20 protein-coding genes and 1 tRNA gene are annotated in these 15,110 nt (G+C 32.4%); 15 read left to right on the top strand and 6 right to left on the bottom strand.

The window, feature by feature from the left end; genetic code table 11:
• Positions 1 to 86 precede the first annotated feature (86 nt).
• The 11 genes from bcp to priA all read left to right on the top strand — a co-directional run bounded on the left by bcp (position 87) and on the right by priA (position 9,501).
• Entirely contained in the window at positions 87 to 539 is a 453-nt protein-coding gene (gene bcp / locus GGR97_RS07130) for a thioredoxin-dependent thiol peroxidase (protein WP_167897836.1), read from the top strand.
• A gap of 4 nt (positions 540 to 543) precedes the next feature.
• Positions 544 to 1,056, top strand: coding sequence for an isopentenyl-diphosphate Delta-isomerase (idi, locus tag GGR97_RS07125; protein WP_167897835.1), 513 nt, complete (start codon positions 544 to 546; stop codon positions 1,054 to 1,056).
• A gap of 204 nt (positions 1,057 to 1,260) precedes the next feature.
• Positions 1,261 to 1,671: a 6-pyruvoyl trahydropterin synthase family protein gene (locus GGR97_RS07120; RefSeq protein ID WP_167897834.1), complete on the top strand. Its 411-nt coding sequence runs from the start codon at positions 1,261 to 1,263 to the stop codon at positions 1,669 to 1,671.
• Between the two features lie 9 nt (positions 1,672 to 1,680).
• Complete coding sequence (kdsB, locus tag GGR97_RS07115; RefSeq protein ID WP_167897833.1) at positions 1,681 to 2,415, top strand: 3-deoxy-manno-octulosonate cytidylyltransferase; 735 nt, start codon at positions 1,681 to 1,683, stop codon at positions 2,413 to 2,415.
• Positions 2,408 to 3,097 (top strand): HAD family hydrolase, encoded by a 690-nt coding sequence (locus tag GGR97_RS07110; RefSeq protein ID WP_167897832.1) that lies wholly within the window; start codon positions 2,408 to 2,410, stop codon positions 3,095 to 3,097. The genes kdsB and GGR97_RS07110 overlap by 8 nt, the downstream gene beginning before the upstream one ends.
• A gap of 75 nt (positions 3,098 to 3,172) precedes the next feature.
• Complete coding sequence (locus tag GGR97_RS07105) at positions 3,173 to 3,370, top strand: hypothetical protein (protein WP_167897831.1); 198 nt, start codon at positions 3,173 to 3,175, stop codon at positions 3,368 to 3,370.
• Positions 3,371 to 3,434: 64 nt separating this feature from the next.
• Entirely contained in the window at positions 3,435 to 3,809 is a 375-nt protein-coding gene (locus GGR97_RS07100) for a hypothetical protein (protein WP_167897830.1), read from the top strand.
• A 106-nt stretch (positions 3,810 to 3,915) separates the two neighbouring features.
• The gene (locus GGR97_RS07095; RefSeq protein WP_167897829.1) at positions 3,916 to 4,803 is read left to right on the top strand and encodes an MbnP family protein; all 888 of its coding nucleotides are present in this window, start codon (positions 3,916 to 3,918) and stop codon (positions 4,801 to 4,803) included.
• Between the two features lie 57 nt (positions 4,804 to 4,860).
• Positions 4,861 to 5,970: a cytochrome-c peroxidase gene (locus tag GGR97_RS07090; RefSeq protein ID WP_167897828.1), complete on the top strand. Its 1,110-nt coding sequence runs from the start codon at positions 4,861 to 4,863 to the stop codon at positions 5,968 to 5,970.
• Positions 5,945 to 6,844, top strand: a complete 900-nt coding sequence (locus GGR97_RS07085) for a transporter (RefSeq protein WP_167897827.1) — start codon at positions 5,945 to 5,947, stop codon at positions 6,842 to 6,844. Before GGR97_RS07090 ends, GGR97_RS07085 begins: the two co-directional genes overlap by 26 nt.
• Positions 6,845 to 7,044: 200 nt before the next feature.
• On the top strand, positions 7,045 to 9,501 hold the full coding sequence (priA, locus tag GGR97_RS07080) for a replication restart helicase PriA (RefSeq protein WP_245229471.1): 2,457 nt from the start codon (positions 7,045 to 7,047) through the stop codon (positions 9,499 to 9,501).
• 55 nt (positions 9,502 to 9,556) lie between these two features.
• Here priA and GGR97_RS07075 read toward each other — a convergent pair whose 3' ends face one another.
• Together GGR97_RS07075 and GGR97_RS07070 are read right to left on the bottom strand one after the other, a co-directional pair.
• A complete protein-coding gene (locus GGR97_RS07075) occupies positions 9,557 to 10,024 on the bottom strand; it encodes a hypothetical protein (protein ID WP_167897826.1) in 468 nt (155 codons plus the stop codon).
• Between the two features lie 100 nt (positions 10,025 to 10,124).
• A complete protein-coding gene (locus GGR97_RS07070; RefSeq protein WP_167897825.1) occupies positions 10,125 to 10,490 on the bottom strand; it encodes a hypothetical protein in 366 nt (121 codons plus the stop codon).
• Between the two features lie 149 nt (positions 10,491 to 10,639).
• Between GGR97_RS07070 and GGR97_RS07065 the strand changes: the two genes are divergently transcribed.
• The gene (locus tag GGR97_RS07065) at positions 10,640 to 11,317 is read left to right on the top strand and encodes a class I SAM-dependent methyltransferase (RefSeq protein WP_167897824.1); all 678 of its coding nucleotides are present in this window, start codon (positions 10,640 to 10,642) and stop codon (positions 11,315 to 11,317) included.
• Between the two features lie 48 nt (positions 11,318 to 11,365).
• On the opposite strand, the gene GGR97_RS07060 is transcribed toward GGR97_RS07065, so the two are convergent.
• From GGR97_RS07060 to GGR97_RS07050, 3 genes are read right to left on the bottom strand one after another with little or no spacing between them, the layout of a single operon-like run.
• Positions 11,366 to 11,713, bottom strand: a complete 348-nt coding sequence (locus GGR97_RS07060; RefSeq protein ID WP_167897823.1) for a hypothetical protein — start codon at positions 11,711 to 11,713, stop codon at positions 11,366 to 11,368.
• A gap of 2 nt (positions 11,714 to 11,715) precedes the next feature.
• Entirely contained in the window at positions 11,716 to 12,243 is a 528-nt protein-coding gene (locus GGR97_RS07055; RefSeq protein WP_167897822.1) for a KdsC family phosphatase, read from the bottom strand.
• Entirely contained in the window at positions 12,227 to 12,979 is a 753-nt protein-coding gene (locus GGR97_RS07050; RefSeq protein WP_167897821.1) for a Rossmann-like and DUF2520 domain-containing protein, read from the bottom strand. The genes GGR97_RS07055 and GGR97_RS07050 overlap by 17 nt, the downstream gene beginning before the upstream one ends.
• Before the next feature lie 106 nt (positions 12,980 to 13,085).
• Here GGR97_RS07050 and GGR97_RS07045 point away from each other — a divergent pair, with 106 nt between their 5' ends.
• The 3 genes from GGR97_RS07045 (at position 13,086) to GGR97_RS07035 (ending at position 14,519) form a co-directional block, all read left to right on the top strand.
• Complete coding sequence (locus tag GGR97_RS07045) at positions 13,086 to 13,652, top strand: glutathione peroxidase (protein WP_167897820.1); 567 nt, start codon at positions 13,086 to 13,088, stop codon at positions 13,650 to 13,652.
• 2 nt (positions 13,653 to 13,654) lie between these two features.
• Positions 13,655 to 14,377, top strand: a complete 723-nt coding sequence (gene bshB1 / locus GGR97_RS07040; RefSeq protein ID WP_167897819.1) for a bacillithiol biosynthesis deacetylase BshB1 — start codon at positions 13,655 to 13,657, stop codon at positions 14,375 to 14,377.
• Positions 14,378 to 14,443: 66 nt separating this feature from the next.
• A tRNA-His gene (locus GGR97_RS07035) sits at positions 14,444 to 14,519 on the top strand.
• A gap of 114 nt (positions 14,520 to 14,633) precedes the next feature.
• Here GGR97_RS07035 and GGR97_RS07030 read toward each other — a convergent pair.
• Positions 14,634 to 15,110 (bottom strand): transposase (locus GGR97_RS07030; RefSeq protein WP_167897818.1); only part of this gene is annotated, 477 nt, incomplete at its 5' end.

Below are 15,110 nucleotides of genomic sequence, written 5' to 3'. Positions count from 1 at the left end.
TATCTAAACAATAAGTTTCTGTTTATCTGTTTAGCCATCCTATATGCTTTCTTTATATTTGTGTTCCTTAAAAAAAACAATAAAGTATGGAGATGTTAAAAGTAGGAGATAAAGCCCCTAATTTTGAAGCGATTGATCAAAATGAAAAAACAGTAAAATTAAGCGATTTTGCAGGAAAAAAACTAGTTGTTTTCTTTTATCCTAAAGCAAGTACTCCAGGTTGTACGGTAGAAGCGTGTAATTTAAGAGATAACTATCAAACTTTTTTAGCTCAAAATTACGAAGTAGTTGGAGTAAGTGCAGATTCTGTAAAAAGACAAGCTAATTTTGCTAACAAACAAGAATTGCCTTTTTCTTTATTAGCCGATGAAGACAAAAAAGTAATAGAAGCCTTTGGTGTTTGGGGACCTAAAAAGTTTATGGGTAAGGAATATGATGGAATTCATAGAACTACTTTTGTAATTGACGAAAATGGTGTAATTATTGAAGTTATTGCCAAGGTAAAAACAAAAGAACACACTTCTCAAATATTAAAATAAGTATATGGATCAAGTTATTCTTGTAAACGAACAAGACGAGCCTATTGGAACAATGGAAAAAATAGAAGCCCATGAAAAAGCTTTGTTACACAGAGCATTTTCGGTTTTTGTTTTTAATGATGCGGGAGAATTAATGTTGCAACAACGTGCTGCAGATAAATATCATTCCCCTTTGTTGTGGACCAATACGTGTTGTAGTCATCAAAAAGTAGGAGAAACAAACATTCAGGCAGGGAAACGTAGATTGCAAGAAGAAATGGGATTTACTACCGAGTTAAAAGATGTTTGCTCTTTTATATACAAAGCTCCGTTTGACAATGGTTTAACAGAGCATGAATTTGACCATGTATTAACAGGTATTTATAATGACGAACCTAATTTAAATCCAGACGAGGCAGAAGCTTATAAATGGATTTCTTTAGAAGATGTAAAAAAGGATATGGAAACAAATCCAGAAAAGTATACAGCTTGGTTTCTAATTATATTTGAAAAGTTTTACGATTTTATTCGTCAATAAATGGAAAAGGTAAAAAGTAAATTTCTAATTGGTTTTCTGTTTTCACTATTTGCAACATTGGTTAATTGTATGTTTCAATACCATTCAGATTTTGTAAATCTATTCATTAAAAACGGAGCTTCTATTGGATTTAATTTTATCATTTTCTTTTTAATAGGATACATAGTTTTAGGTAATTTGTTAGTGACAAAAAAAGAATCATAAATGGAAATTACAGTACATAGAGTGGCTTATTTTAATGCTGCTCATCGTTTGTTTAGACCCGATTGGGACGATGCTAAAAACTTTGAAGTTTTTGGAAAATGTAGCAATCCTAATTACCACGGTCATAATTACGAATTAGTCGTATCTGTTACCGGACCTGTGGATCAAGAAACGGGTTTTGTAATGGATTTAAAAATTTTAAAACGTTTGATTAAAACTGAGGTAGAAGATATTTTAGATCATAAAAATTTAAATTTAGAAATCCCTGAGTTTAAAGAAACCAATCCAACGGCAGAAAATATTTCTATCTACATTTGGCATCGACTAAGAGCTCATATTCCCTCAAACTTAACTTTGGCCATTACGTTGTACGAAACGCCAAGAAATTACGTAACTTATTCTGGTAAATAATTCATTAATATGAAAGTAATTGCAATGATTCCTGCTCGTTTACAGGCATCAAGATTCCCAAAGAAACTATTAAGAGATTTGTGTGGTAAAACCGTAATTACCAGAACTTATGAAGCAACTGTAAATACAGGTTTGTTTGATGCGGTTTATGTAGTAACGGATAGCGAAGAAATTAAAGCCGAAATAGAAGCCAACAAGGGTCAGGTAATTATGAGCTTAAAAGAGCACGAATGTGGTTCTGATAGAATTGCTGAAGCCGCAGACAGTGTTCCGGGTGATATAATTATCAATGTACAAGGGGATGAACCTTTTACAAGAAAAGAACCTTTGGCAGATTTAATAGAGGTGTTTAAAAAAGACATTCACGGAGAAATTGCCGTAGCTTCTTTGGTACATACCATGGAAGATTGGCACGAAATTGTAAATCCAAACAATGTAAAAGTTGTGTTAGACAATAACCATTGTGTGATGTATTTTTCTAGAGCTCCTATTCCACATCCAAGAGATAAAGAAGTAGAGGTAACGTATTACAAGCACATAGGAATTTATGCGTTTAGAAGATATGCTTTGTTAAACTTTCCTAAAATGAAAATGTGTCAGAACGAAGCTACCGAAAAATTAGAGGGAATTCGTTTCTTAGAACACGGCATGAAAATGAAAATGGTAGAAACTCCTTTTAAAGTGATAGGAATAGATGTTCCAGAAGATTTAGAAAAAGCCAAACAAATGATACAGCATGGCTAAGTACAAAGTTATTGCTTTTGATGCCGATGATACACTTTGGGTAAACGAACCTTATTTTAGAGAGGCCGAAGATCAATTTGCCAAATTGTTATCCATTTACGAAACGGAAAACAAAATTCAACAAGAGCTCTATAAGGTGATTACAGGGAATATTCCTTTGTATGGTTATGGAGTTAAGAGTTGTATTTTATCTATGATTCAGTGTGCTACAGAACTGTCTAACAACAAACTTCCAGCAACCATTACAAAGCAAATTTTAGAGATTGGTAAAAATATGCTAACCAAACCCATAGAATTGCTACCAGGTATTGTAGAAGTGTTAGAAACCTTATCTAAAGACTATACATTAATAGTATTGACCAAAGGAGACTTATTAGATCAAGAAAAAAAGTTAGAGCGTTCTGGCTTGCTAAATTACTTTCATCACGTAGAAGTAATGAGTGAAAAAAATCCAGAAGGATATCAAAGAGTTTTAAATCATTTGGATATTGCTCCCAAAGATTTTTTAATGATAGGAAACTCTTTAAAGTCGGATATACTACCTGTTTTAGAAATAGGAGCAAAGGCTATTCATGTTCCTTTTCATTCCATTTGGCAATTTGAGACAGTAGCTCAGGAGGTTATGGATATTCACGATTATCCTACATTATCATCTATTAAAAAAATTGTTAATTTTTTATAATAAATATAATTTTTATGCGATATAATAGATAATAAAGAACTTTTATCAATTATATTTGCATAAAAAAAGAAAAAGATGGCGAGAGAAATGTACTCTTATACCTTGACCATACTTGAAAAAGTAAGCTTTGATTTAGATCTGTTTGTAAACGAATTAAACAAAGCAACCAAACGTTTGTTACCACACGAAGTAAGTGAATTACAATTATGGTTAAATAAGTTTGTTTTTATGAACCCGCATTTAGAGCCTGCGAGGACATTAATAAAATCTTAAAAGAATAAAAAAATCTAAGTTAATTATAGCTTAGATTTTTTTATTCTAATTATATTTGCACCCAATGTTTAAAAATTTCATCATCATAGTACTCTTATCAGCTCTGTCTGTAAGACCTGCATTTTATGTAGGTAATGTGGTGTATTATGAAACTCACATTAATGAAATTATTGAGAAATATTGTGTAAACAAAGACAAACCAGAGTTACAATGTAACGGACAATGTCATTTGGCAAAACAAATTAGTGCTGCATCTACTGATACCAATTCAGAAGCAGTCATAGATCTTAGTTTGGCTTTCTTTCCTGTTTACTTTCAAGAAGTATCACAACCCCTTATTAAGATTATAGAGACTTCTACCAAGCAGTCTTTTAACAATCACACAACTTTTTATCAACACTTAGTTGGAAAAGGAGTTTATAGACCTCCTATTGTATAAATTTTAAATTTCGGTGGCATAGCTATGCCTTTTTTGTACTTAATTCCTAATAGGAATTGGAAAGTATACATCTACCTATTTATTTAAAATTTTACAATCAAAAAAAATGAACAACTTAAAAAAATGGGCTTTTTTAGCCTTAACAACTATTACTTTATTTTCTTGTAACAATGATGATGATAACATTAATACCAATCAAGCAACTCATGTTTCTGCTGTTTTAAAATTAGAACATTCTTTAGCCTTAGGAGATCAATTTACCTTAACAGACTCTGAGAAGAATGAACAATCTTTAGAACTTACGGTGTTTAAGTTTCTAGTGTCTGACGTTAAATTAACAACTACAAATGATGAGGTGATAGCCTTGTCTAATAACGATGCTGCTCAGTTAGTTGACTTGGCCAATGCAGATGAAACAAATACCATAAAAGTTTATTTAACAGACATTCCTGAAGGAAGTTATAAAAGTATTTCTTTTGGTGTAGGAGTAAGTCAAGATGTTGCTAACGGAAGTACTGAGGAACAAGCTAAATTATATGAATTAGCAGACGATGACATGCATTGGGACTGGAATTCTAACTTGTACATTTTTTCCAAAATTGAAGCTTCTAATCTAGATAATCAAAATACAGTTCCTAAAAATTTAAATATACATGTTGGGAATAAAGGAGGAAATGTAGATTTGTTTAGAACTGTAAACTTAATTTTGCCTGAAACTTTAACAGTTGCAGCTAAGGTATCTCCAAGTATACATACAATTGTATCTATAGAAAAATTATTTACGCCAGATGCTCCAGGGGTAGCAGTTGCTTACGATGCTATTAATGCTCATGGAGGTACAGATGATGCTTCTAAAATTTTCTCAGACAATTATGAAAATATCTTTGAAGTTCATCATTTACACCCAAATGAAGCAGCAATTAATTTAGAAGATGTAGAAATGGATGACCATTCTCATGATGGTGAGGATTCTGAAGATTCACATTCTCACTAACAACATAACAGTCACAGTTTTTTTTTAATAGCTGTGACTGTATTTTTATCTAAGGATATGAGATACAATACAATTTTATTTGTGTTTTTGCTTGTTTTGGTGAGTTGTGGAAAAGATGGGGAGGTTTATACTGATTTTGAAATTACATTTGAACAACCCGCAAACTTTCCTGCTGCTACTTATGACTTTGAGGACAATCCTATTACTACAGATGGATTTATATTAGGTCGAAAGTTGTTTTATGACAATAGGTTGTCTTTAAACAATGGAATTAGTTGTGCAGAATGTCACAATCAATCGCACGCATTTACACATCATGGGCACAATCTAAGTGAAGGTGTACATGCAGGTGTTGTGGGAACAAGAAATTCACAACCCATACAAAACTTAGCTTTTTTAGAGGATTTCACTTGGGATGGAGCTAAGGATGAATTAATTGATCAGCCATTAATACCTATTAGAGAAGAGGTAGAGATGGATGAAACGATGGAGAATGTGATTGCCAAATTAAAACAAGATACTGAATACCAAGAGTTGTTTACAAAGGTATTTCAAAAAGAAGATGCTATTAATCAAGCTACTTTTTTAAAAGCATTGTCTCAGTTTATGGGAGCTATGGTCTCTTCTAATTCTAAGTACGATAAATACTTTAGAGGAGAAGAAGGAGGGGGTTTTACAGAATTAGAAAAACAAGGTTTGGATTTGTTTAAACAAAAATGTGCTACTTGTCATAGTGGACAGTTATTTACCAATCAAGAATTTATAAACAATGGAATAGGAGAAAATCCTAGTTTAGAAAATGAAACAGGAAGAGCAAGAATTACGTCTTCAAATCCTTTTGCAACCGTAGAAGAATTAAAAAAGAGTGATGATTACTACAAGTTTAGAGTGCCCAGTTTACGAAATGTTGAAAAAACAAATCCATACATGCACGATGGTAGAATGCTAAATTTAAAAAGGGTATTAGACTTTTATGACGATGATGCCTACCCTATGATAACAAGAATGGATAATTTAGATAGTAGGTTAATCAGTACAGATGAAAATGGAGATGAGACTTTAGGAATCCCTATGACACCAGATGAAAAAGTTGCCATTTTAGCTTTTTTAGAAACTTTAACAGATAACGAATTTATAAATGATGAACGTTTTGCAAACCCTAACTAAAATATTTTTCACCCTATTACTAATTGTTTCTACGAGCACTTACGCTTGCGATGTTTGTGGTTGTGGATCTTCTAACAGCAGCAGTTTTGCCAATGTGTTAGGAGGGAATTATGTAGGTTTCACCTATAATTACATGCATTTTCAGTATTTGCAAAATTATGCAAATCCTAATAAACCTTTAGCAGATGATCATGTAAATACAATAAGTCTTTCGGGGCAATATCAAATAACAGACAGAATACAAGTTAATGCTACTGTTCCTTATAGGTTTAATCACAGGTATAAAATATCAGGTAATGTTAGTAACAGTGGAATAGGAGATGTTAGTGTGTATGGTCTTATCAATCTTTTAAATATAAATAGTAATCACAGTTTAAAAGTTGGAGCAGGACTAAAGTTACCCACTGGGGAGTTTGATTTGCAAAACTCTAGCTTAAACCAAACATCTGCAGCTCAATTAGGAACAGGAAGTTTAGATATTTTGTTACCAATACAGTACAATTACAATCAAAACGAATGGTCTGTAAATGTAAGTGCGATGTATTTTATCAAAGGAAAAAATAAAGATGAATTTAAATACGGAAATCAAACCCAAGTAAATATTAATACATCTTATGTATTCCCTGTAGGAAACAATTTAAGTTTGGCTCCTATAGCAGGATTGAGTTATGATTATTTTTTGGCATCTGAAAGATTTGATATTGTTGACTCTAGAACCAAAGGTTATATGACCAATGCCAATATAGGACTGCAGTTAGAAACCAAAGATTTAATTTTGGGAGTAAATACACAATTGCCCATCAATCAGAATCTAATAGACAACGATGTGACCTTTAATTACGGGGTTGGTGTGTATACTTATTGGAAATTTTAAGAATTTACATCTTCTAATTTTAGAAGGTAATCATTGAAAAAGAAAGAGAAATTTAAAAAGCGCATTTGATTTGTCAAATGCGTTTTTGTTTTACCCATAGTTCTCTTAAATAAGTTTGTATGTATAGTATAATTCTGTAACAAACATTTTGCACTCCTCTTAAAAACTTATTTCTTTGTAAACCTTAAAAACTTAAAGTTTTGCTGTTTCAACCTTATTTTGTAGATGTGTTATTGCCCCTTCCGTTGGAAAGGCAATTCACCTATCGTATTACTAAAGAAGAATATCATTTCTTAAAAATAGGAATGCGAGTAGCAGTGCCTTTTGGGAAAAGTAAAATATATACAGGAATTGTTTACAAGCTACACGAAGAAGAGCCACAGGCTTATGAAGCCAAAGATATTTATCAAATTCTAGATGATACTCCCGTTTTAAATACAGAACAGTTAAAACATTGGGAATGGATTGCTACTTATTATATGTGTTCTTTGGGAGAAGTGCTAAGAGCAGCATTTCCCTCCGTTTTTTTGTTAGAGAGTGAAACCATTGTATTGGCCAATCCTAATTTTGAGGAGTCCGATGTGTTAACACCAGATGCTTATTTAATTTATGAAGCTTTACAAAGGCAATCTCAGTTAACCATTGCCCAAGTAGTAAATATCTTGTCTAAAAAGAATGTATTTCCCATTCTTAAAAACATGATAGCGATAGAGGCTGTTCATTTAAAAGAAGAAATTTACGAACAATACCAGCCTAAAATGGTGACTTATATTCGTTTGGCAACGGAGTGGGAAGCTAAAGAAAAGCTACAGGAACTTTTAGCTTTGTTATCTCGTTCCGAAAAACAGCGAACTTTGGTGATGCATTACTTTATGTTAAAAACCAAAAGTCCAACACCTATAAAAAAGAAAGAACTTTTAGAAACTTCGGGGATTAGTACTTCAGTTTGTAAAGGATTAGAAAATAAAGGGATTTTTGAAGCTTACGAAATTCAAACAGATCGTATTGTTTTTGAGGAAGCAAGTCAGAGAATCCCCACATTAAGCACCCATCAACAAGAAGCATTTCATCAAATTAAAGCATGTTTTAGTACGCATGATGTGTGTTTATTTCATGGAGTTACCGGAAGTGGAAAAACAGAAGTCTATGCACATTTAATTAAAGAAGTGATTGCGACAGGCAAACAGGTATTGTTTTTAGTGCCAGAAATAGCTTTAACTACGCAATTAATCATCCGATTACAAAAGTTTTTTGGGGATGATTTATGTGTGTATCATTCTAAATATTCTCAAAACGAGCGAGCAGAAGTATGGAATCACATTCTAACAGGTTCTGAAAAAGCGAAGATTATTTTAGGAACCCGTTCTGCCACCTTATTGCCTTTTGTAAACTTAGGATTGGTAATTGTAGATGAAGAGCACGAAGCTTCTTACAAACAATTTGATCCTGCTCCCAGATACAACGCAAGAGATGCAGCCATTGTGTTGACTAAAATTCACAAAGCCACTATTTTGTTAGGTTCTGCAACACCTAGTTTGGAGTCGTATTACAATACCAAAGTAGGAAAGTATGGGTTGGTTACTTTAACCAGACGTTTTGGAAATGTACAAATGCCCAAAATTCAGTTGATAGACATCAAAGAAAAGCATCGAAAAAAACAGATGACAGGACATTTTTCAGACTTGTTGTTAAAAGAAATGAAAGATGTTTTAGACTTGGGAGAACAAGTTATTTTGTTTCAAAACAGACGTGGTTTTGCTCCTTTAATAGAATGTGAAACTTGTGGGGTAACTCCCCAATGTCCTAATTGTGATGTAAGTTTAACAGAGCATAAGTTTAAACAAGAATTACGCTGTCACTATTGTGGATATCACCGTGCGATTCCCAAACAATGTGATGCTTGTGGGAGTACCGATTTAAATAGCAAAGGTTTTGGAACCGAGCAGATAGAACAAGAATTATTAGCCCTTTTTCCCAAACACAATATTGGTAGGTTAGATTTAGATACCACTCGCGGAAAATATGGCTATCAAAAAATCATAGAAGCTTTTCAGCATCAAGAAATAGACATTTTGGTAGGGACTCAAATGCTATCTAAAGGATTAGATTTTAAAAACGTGAGTTTGGTTGGAGTGTTAAATGCTGATAACATGCTAAATTTTCCAGATTACAGAGCGCATGAACGCAGTTACCAAATGCTAACGCAAGTATCGGGTAGGGCAGGAAGAAGTCAAAAACAAGGTAATGTATACATCCAAACGTTTAATCCTTATCATCAAATATTACAGCAAGTAACTACTAGTAGTTATGAGCAAATGTATGGTGAACAAATAACAGATAGACGTAATTTCTTTTATCCACCTTATTATAGAATTATTCAGATTACCTTAAAACACAAAGATTTTAATTTGCTGAATGAGGGTGCTGAGTGGATGGGGAAATCTTTAAAAAACAGTTTTGGTAAAAATTTGTTAGGACCAACAGCACCAAGTGTTTCTAGAGTTCGTAACCAATACATTAAGCAATTAATTGTTAAAATTCCACCCAAACAATCGGTAGTAGCTACCAAAGACTATCTTAGAAAATTAAGGGTTATGTTTGAGGCTATTGGACGTTTTAGAGCTATTAGAATTAATATTGATGTAGATGCTTATTAACTTGAGTAAAACAAATAGAAAAAGGCTTTATGATTGTTCATAAAGCCTTTTTGGGTTAAGAAAGAATTTTATTTATTTCGCTGGTCCATTTTTGAGCCAATTGATATTCTCCTCTAAGCTCTGCATATTCTTCGTTATACACTTCCAGTTTCTCTACAACCTTGTTTTGATCGGTACCTATAAAGCCAAGCTCTATTTTTTCTAAAAGATCTTTATTACCGGTAGATTTGTTTGTTTTGAGAACTTGACATTTTTGAATGTTGCTTAAGTCTACAACTCTAGAAATGTTGGTTTCTCTTTGTTTTTGAAACAAAAAAAGTTGTTTTTTATGACTGTCTAGTCCAATCACATAATTATTACAAAACTCGTGTTTATGAATGTTACAGTTGTGTTGGCTAGCTATTTCTTTTAAAGATTGTAATAAGTTAGCTTCTTTTTGTTTATTGCTACGGTGCATCATGGCAAAGGGAGTTATACATATAAAAAGTATAACAGCCACCGTAATGGAAGTTTCTATATCCATGGGGTCTATTTTAAGTAATACGATTCTAAATTGTTTTCAATGTGTTGTTCTCTTTATTTTATGAAATAGAGATCAACTAAACTTGTGTAAACAAAGAGTATTACCAAAAATATTGGAAAGGAAAAAGAAGATCTAGTTTTCTGTATTGAACCAACACAGTTCTTAAAAAGATCGTGTTTTCAGAAAGTTGATTTAAAAATAAATGTTCCGATGCTTGAAGTACAGCTAAAAAATCAGAAAAATGATTTTTAATATTAGGAACAGGTAAATTATTAGGACAGCTTACAATACTGTCTGCAGATAATACAGGACAGTAAAGTTTTACAGAAACTTCTAGGATATTTTTTTCTTGTGAAATAGCCGAAGTTGTACTGTTTTCTATAACAGCAAACAACTTAGGAGCAGCGCTAATGGCAAAGCAATAGACGGCCGTTAAAAGAATAATATGTAAAATCTTATTTTTCACGCGGTAAATATAAATAAGTTCTCCTTTGCTTTTGTAATTAATTGAGTTCTTCCTCAATTTTATTTGAAAAGATTAAAAGGTACATAAAAACAGAAGAATTGAAACATTGTTTTTATAAGTGTATTTTTGATGTGATTTTAAATCAGAGCATGAATCAAGAACAGAAAAAAAAGAGCGCTAAAAAGCCTTGGCCTACAAAAGCAGCAATGGAGCAAGTTTATGAAATGAAGCTTTGGGGGACCAAAGGAACTTCTAAATTTTACTCAGGGGAGGGCTCTCATGATCAAGAAATTGTAGGGCCTTATAAACAAGCGATTCTATCTTTTTTTAAAAGGATCCATACACCTCTTGTTGTATGTGATTTAGGTTGTGGCGATTTTAATATAGGAAAGGACTTTGTTAGCTCTACAAAAAAGTACATAGGAGTAGATATTGTAGAAAAACTGATAAAGCACAATCAAAATACCTTTCAAGATAGCAACTTAGAGTTTTATTGTTTGGATATTGCCACTGATGCTTTACCTATGGGAGACTGTGTTATTGTTAGACAAGTTTTACAACACTTGTCTAATACCGAAATACAAAAGGTGTTGCCCAAATTAACAAAGTTTAAATATATTATTTTAACAGAACACCTACCAAATGGAGTGTTTGTTCCCAATAAAGATATCATTTCTGGGCAAGGAATTCGAATCAAAAAACAAAGTGGTGTAGATGTTTTAGCAGCACCGTTTGATTTAAAAATAAAGACTCAAACAGAGCTTAATCGTATTGTTTTACAGCATAACAAAGGAGTTATTGTAACCACTCTTTATGAATCTTTTTAAGGAATTAGGTTTAAAAAAAATATAAAGAGATGGTGGTTTTAGCATGTTTTAATAAACAATCCTTCTTGTTGTACTGTTGTTTTTTAATTCTTGTTGGGCTGTTTTTAAATCTACAAATTCAGTAGTTTCATAATGCAAAAAAGAAACTTCTTTGCAAAGTCTTTCCGTTTCTTCTAAAGCTTTTCCATGCGCATCAGAATGTACAAATTGTAGCATATCTTGCATAGATTCCCAATGCGTAAAAGAGTAAAATACTTGAATCCCTTCGTTGTTTAATTCCGATTTTAAGTTTCCTTTACTTTTTTTAGATTGTTTGTAAATAGTTTTAGACAACATTAAAAACTCTGGTAATAAGGAGCGTTTTTTTAATTGAAATTGACCAATAGAAACAAGCATTGTTAATCAAATTTAGCGTAGAATTTTCCATTCCATTTTCCTTGTACACGCAATACTTGTTCAATAATATCACGTACACAACCTTCACCACCTTTAATGGGCGATACATATTTAGAAATGGCTTTAATTTCTGGAGCTGCATCTTGGGGAGCACAAGGCATTCCTACCAATTCCATTACTGGATAATCAGGAATATCATCTCCCATGTATACAATTTCATCAGCCTTTAGACCGTGTTTTTCTAAAATTTCATGGTACTTTTCAATTTTATCATGCACACCTAAATGAATTTCAGTAATTCCTAAACCTTGCAATCTAGTTCTTACTCCTTCGTTACTTCCTCCAGAAATAATACAAACAGGATATCCTGCATCTACAGCGCTTTTTAAAGCATATCCGTCTTTAATATTCATGTTTCTCACCAATTCTCCGTTTGGAAAAATGGTAACCATTCCGTTGGTTAAGACTCCATCAACATCAAAAATAAATGCTTTTACATCGTTTAATAATTCTTTATAACTCAGTGCCATGTTTTTCTTGTATAGATTTTGTTAATATTTTATAGACTTCTAAGTCTGTACCTTTTAATTGACTAAAATGTTTTTGTATGGTTTTTTCATCACCTCTAAGTGCCGGACCTGTTTGCGAAACATGTGGAGGGAAAATTTGTGCTTTTAAAAAGGTTTCTTGAATGATTGGTTGTAAAATGCTAAAATCCAAATCGTTTTCTTGACAAATTTCATAAGCAATTCCCATTACTCTGTTCCCAAAATTATTGGCAAACACCGCTGCTAAATGTAGTTTTTGTCTTTTTGCCTGATCTACTTTGTAAACCACTCTAGATAGTTTTCTAGCAAATTCATCCAACAGATCATAATCGGTAGAAAATTCCGTTTCTAAACACAAAGGAATTTGTTTAAAGCTAATTTTTTTCTCTTTGGTAAAACTTTGTGGAGGATAAAAAACTCCTCTTTTTTTTGCTTTTAAGCTAGCATAAGGAACCGTTCCCGATGTGTGAACCACCAAACCGTTTAAATGATTTAAATCCAAAGTAGGCAAAATACTATCTGGTAAAGCAATAATATAAAGATCTGCTTTTTTAAGCTCTAAAATACTTTGCGTACAAGGGAGCATTTCTTTAAACAATTCCATTCCTTTAACAGATCGGTTGTAAATTTGAATCAAATCAACAAATGGATTGTTGATACATTCATGAATCAAATGAATTCCAACCTTACCCACACCTAATACACAAACTTTAATCATAGATTTCAAAAATAAGAACTATTCTAAACACTACCTTGAAATAAATTACATTTGATTACGACAAAGTGGTAACCTATCTTTGAGACAAGAATAAACACAGCTATATATGAAATATATTTATATTTTACTTCCTTTAGTCTTTATAGGAATTTATGCCTTTAAAAGTTCTAAAGTAAAATTAACCACGAACAAAACCAATTTGTACGATTTTGTAGTGACAGATTTACAAGGAAATGATTTTGATTTTTCGACCTTAAAAGGGAAGAAGGTAATGATTGTAAACACAGCTTCTAAATGTGGATTGACACCGCAGTACAAACAATTGCAAGAAATTTATACCCAATACAAAGATCTTCATAATTTTGTAATTGTAGGATTTCCGTCAAATGATTTCTTATTTCAGGAACCAGGCGACAATCAACAAATAGAAGAATTTTGTCAATTAAATTACGGAGTAACGTTTCCTATGATGTCTAAAGTAGATGTAAAAGGAAAAAAGCAAGCAGAAATTTATCAGTTTTTAACCCATAAAAAATTAAATGGTTTTAAAGATTCTAAAGTAAAATGGAATTTTCAAAAGTATTTAATAGGTAGAGACGGTAAACTAGAACAGATTATTAACCCTAAAACAAAACCGAATGATTCAAGTATTATTTCTTGGATTACAGATTAATTATGAGTTTTAAATTAGACATATTAGCCATTGGTGCTCATCCAGACGATGTAGAGTTAGGATGTGGAGGAACCATTGCCAAAGAAGTAGCAGAAGGAAAATTAGTAGGAATTTTAGATTTAACCAAAGGAGAACTAGGAACTAGAGGAACACCTAAGATTAGAGCCATGGAAGCAGAAGCGGCTGCCGGAATTCTAGGAGTAATGGTTAGAGAAAACCTAGGCCTACCTGATGGTTTTTTAGAAAACACCAAAGAGTACCAATTAAAGATTGTAGAGATTATTAGAAAGTACCAACCAGACATTGTGTTGTGTAATGCTATTGAAGATAGACATCCAGATCATGCCAAAGGGAGTAAGTTAGCTTCTGATGCTTGTTTTTTATCGGGATTAAGAGCTATTAAAACAGATATAGGTTTTGGGGAACAAGAAGCTTGGAGACCTAAAAACGTTTATCACTACATTCAGTGGAAAGGAATAGAGCCAGATTTTGTTGTAGATGTGTCAGATTATATGGATGTAAAAGAAAATGCCATCAAAGCATTCAAGTCTCAGTTCTACGATCCGAATAGTAAAGAGCCAGAATCGCCTATTACCAGTAAAAATTTCTTTGAAAGTGTAGATTATAGAGCTAAAGATTTAGGAAGAATCATTGGTGTAAATTACGCAGAAGGTTTTACCTCAGAACGTTACGTGGCCATTGAAAAATTATCTGATATTTTTTAACTTTTTTCTTTGTAGAACTCAATAAACCTCTTATATTTGCAACCGCTAACGCAAATGCGCGCAAATGGTGATTGTAGTTCAGTTGGTTAGAACGCCTGATTGTGGTTCAGGAGGTCGCCGGTTCGAATCCGGTCTTTCACCCAAGAGTTGAAAACTCTTTAAACTAAAAGCTTAAGATTTATTTCTTAAGCTTTTTTTTATGAATGTATTTTAAAAAAAATAGAATTTAAAAGGGATCATACCTAAAAGTTGTGTTTTAGGCAAAAATATTGGTGAGTCTAAAGAGGAAGAATTCAACGTTTTTAACTCCTCTGAACTGAGCTCTAAAAGCTTTGATTTTGGCATTGAAAGATTCAGCAGCAGCGTTTGTATTTCTATTATTAAAGTAATTCAATATGGATCGATAGTTATTATAGATGGTGTTTGCGACTGTATTAAAAGCCTTAAAGCCTGATTTTTCTACTTGATGATACCACTGTGCTAACCTTGTGTATGCAATTTTTATAGATTTAGCTTGGTTAAATATATTTCTAAGACTTTGCACTAAGTCGAATGCTTTTTTGATATCTGGGTATTGTTGGAATAAAATTTTACTTCTTAAGTATTGATTTTGTGTCCAATCCGAAGGAGCTTTGTATAGTAAATATCTACTTCTAGCGAGTAGTTGTTTTCTAGTATCTCCATTATCAAAAGTTTCAGGAATAAAGAGTGTCTTTTTCTGTTTTGCTAATTT

It is taken from the genome of Wenyingzhuangia aestuarii (assembly GCF_011927765.1).
GTDB classification, from domain to species: domain Bacteria; phylum Bacteroidota; class Bacteroidia; order Flavobacteriales; family Flavobacteriaceae; genus Wenyingzhuangia; species Wenyingzhuangia aestuarii.
This window is presented reverse-complemented; position numbering and strand designations above follow the sequence as displayed.

Excerpts from the sequence above, each read along its gene's own strand:
- bcp (WP_167897836.1), top strand. The coding sequence starts at position 87 with ATGGAGATGTTAAAAGTAGGAGATAAAGCCCCTAATTTTGAAGCGATT.
- idi (WP_167897835.1), top strand. The coding sequence starts at position 544 with ATGGATCAAGTTATTCTTGTAAACGAACAAGACGAGCCTATTGGAACA.
- GGR97_RS07120 (WP_167897834.1), top strand. The coding sequence starts at position 1,261 with ATGGAAATTACAGTACATAGAGTGGCTTATTTTAATGCTGCTCATCGT.
- kdsB (WP_167897833.1), top strand. The coding sequence starts at position 1,681 with ATGAAAGTAATTGCAATGATTCCTGCTCGTTTACAGGCATCAAGATTC.
- GGR97_RS07110 (WP_167897832.1), top strand. The coding sequence starts at position 2,408 with ATGGCTAAGTACAAAGTTATTGCTTTTGATGCCGATGATACACTTTGG.
- GGR97_RS07105 (WP_167897831.1), top strand. The coding sequence starts at position 3,173 with ATGGCGAGAGAAATGTACTCTTATACCTTGACCATACTTGAAAAAGTA.
- GGR97_RS07100 (WP_167897830.1), top strand. The coding sequence starts at position 3,435 with ATGTTTAAAAATTTCATCATCATAGTACTCTTATCAGCTCTGTCTGTA.
- GGR97_RS07095 (WP_167897829.1), top strand. The coding sequence starts at position 3,916 with ATGAACAACTTAAAAAAATGGGCTTTTTTAGCCTTAACAACTATTACT.
- GGR97_RS07090 (WP_167897828.1), top strand. The coding sequence starts at position 4,861 with ATGAGATACAATACAATTTTATTTGTGTTTTTGCTTGTTTTGGTGAGT.
- GGR97_RS07085 (WP_167897827.1), top strand. The coding sequence starts at position 5,945 with ATGAACGTTTTGCAAACCCTAACTAAAATATTTTTCACCCTATTACTA.
- GGR97_RS07075 (WP_167897826.1), bottom strand. The coding sequence starts at position 10,024 with ATGGATATAGAAACTTCCATTACGGTGGCTGTTATACTTTTTATATGT.
- GGR97_RS07065 (WP_167897824.1), top strand. The coding sequence starts at position 10,640 with ATGAATCAAGAACAGAAAAAAAAGAGCGCTAAAAAGCCTTGGCCTACA.
- GGR97_RS07060 (WP_167897823.1), bottom strand. The coding sequence starts at position 11,713 with ATGCTTGTTTCTATTGGTCAATTTCAATTAAAAAAACGCTCCTTATTA.
- GGR97_RS07055 (WP_167897822.1), bottom strand. The coding sequence starts at position 12,243 with ATGGCACTGAGTTATAAAGAATTATTAAACGATGTAAAAGCATTTATT.
- GGR97_RS07050 (WP_167897821.1), bottom strand. The coding sequence starts at position 12,979 with ATGATTAAAGTTTGTGTATTAGGTGTGGGTAAGGTTGGAATTCATTTG.
- GGR97_RS07045 (WP_167897820.1), top strand. The coding sequence starts at position 13,086 with ATGAAATATATTTATATTTTACTTCCTTTAGTCTTTATAGGAATTTAT.
- bshB1 (WP_167897819.1), top strand. The coding sequence starts at position 13,655 with ATGAGTTTTAAATTAGACATATTAGCCATTGGTGCTCATCCAGACGAT.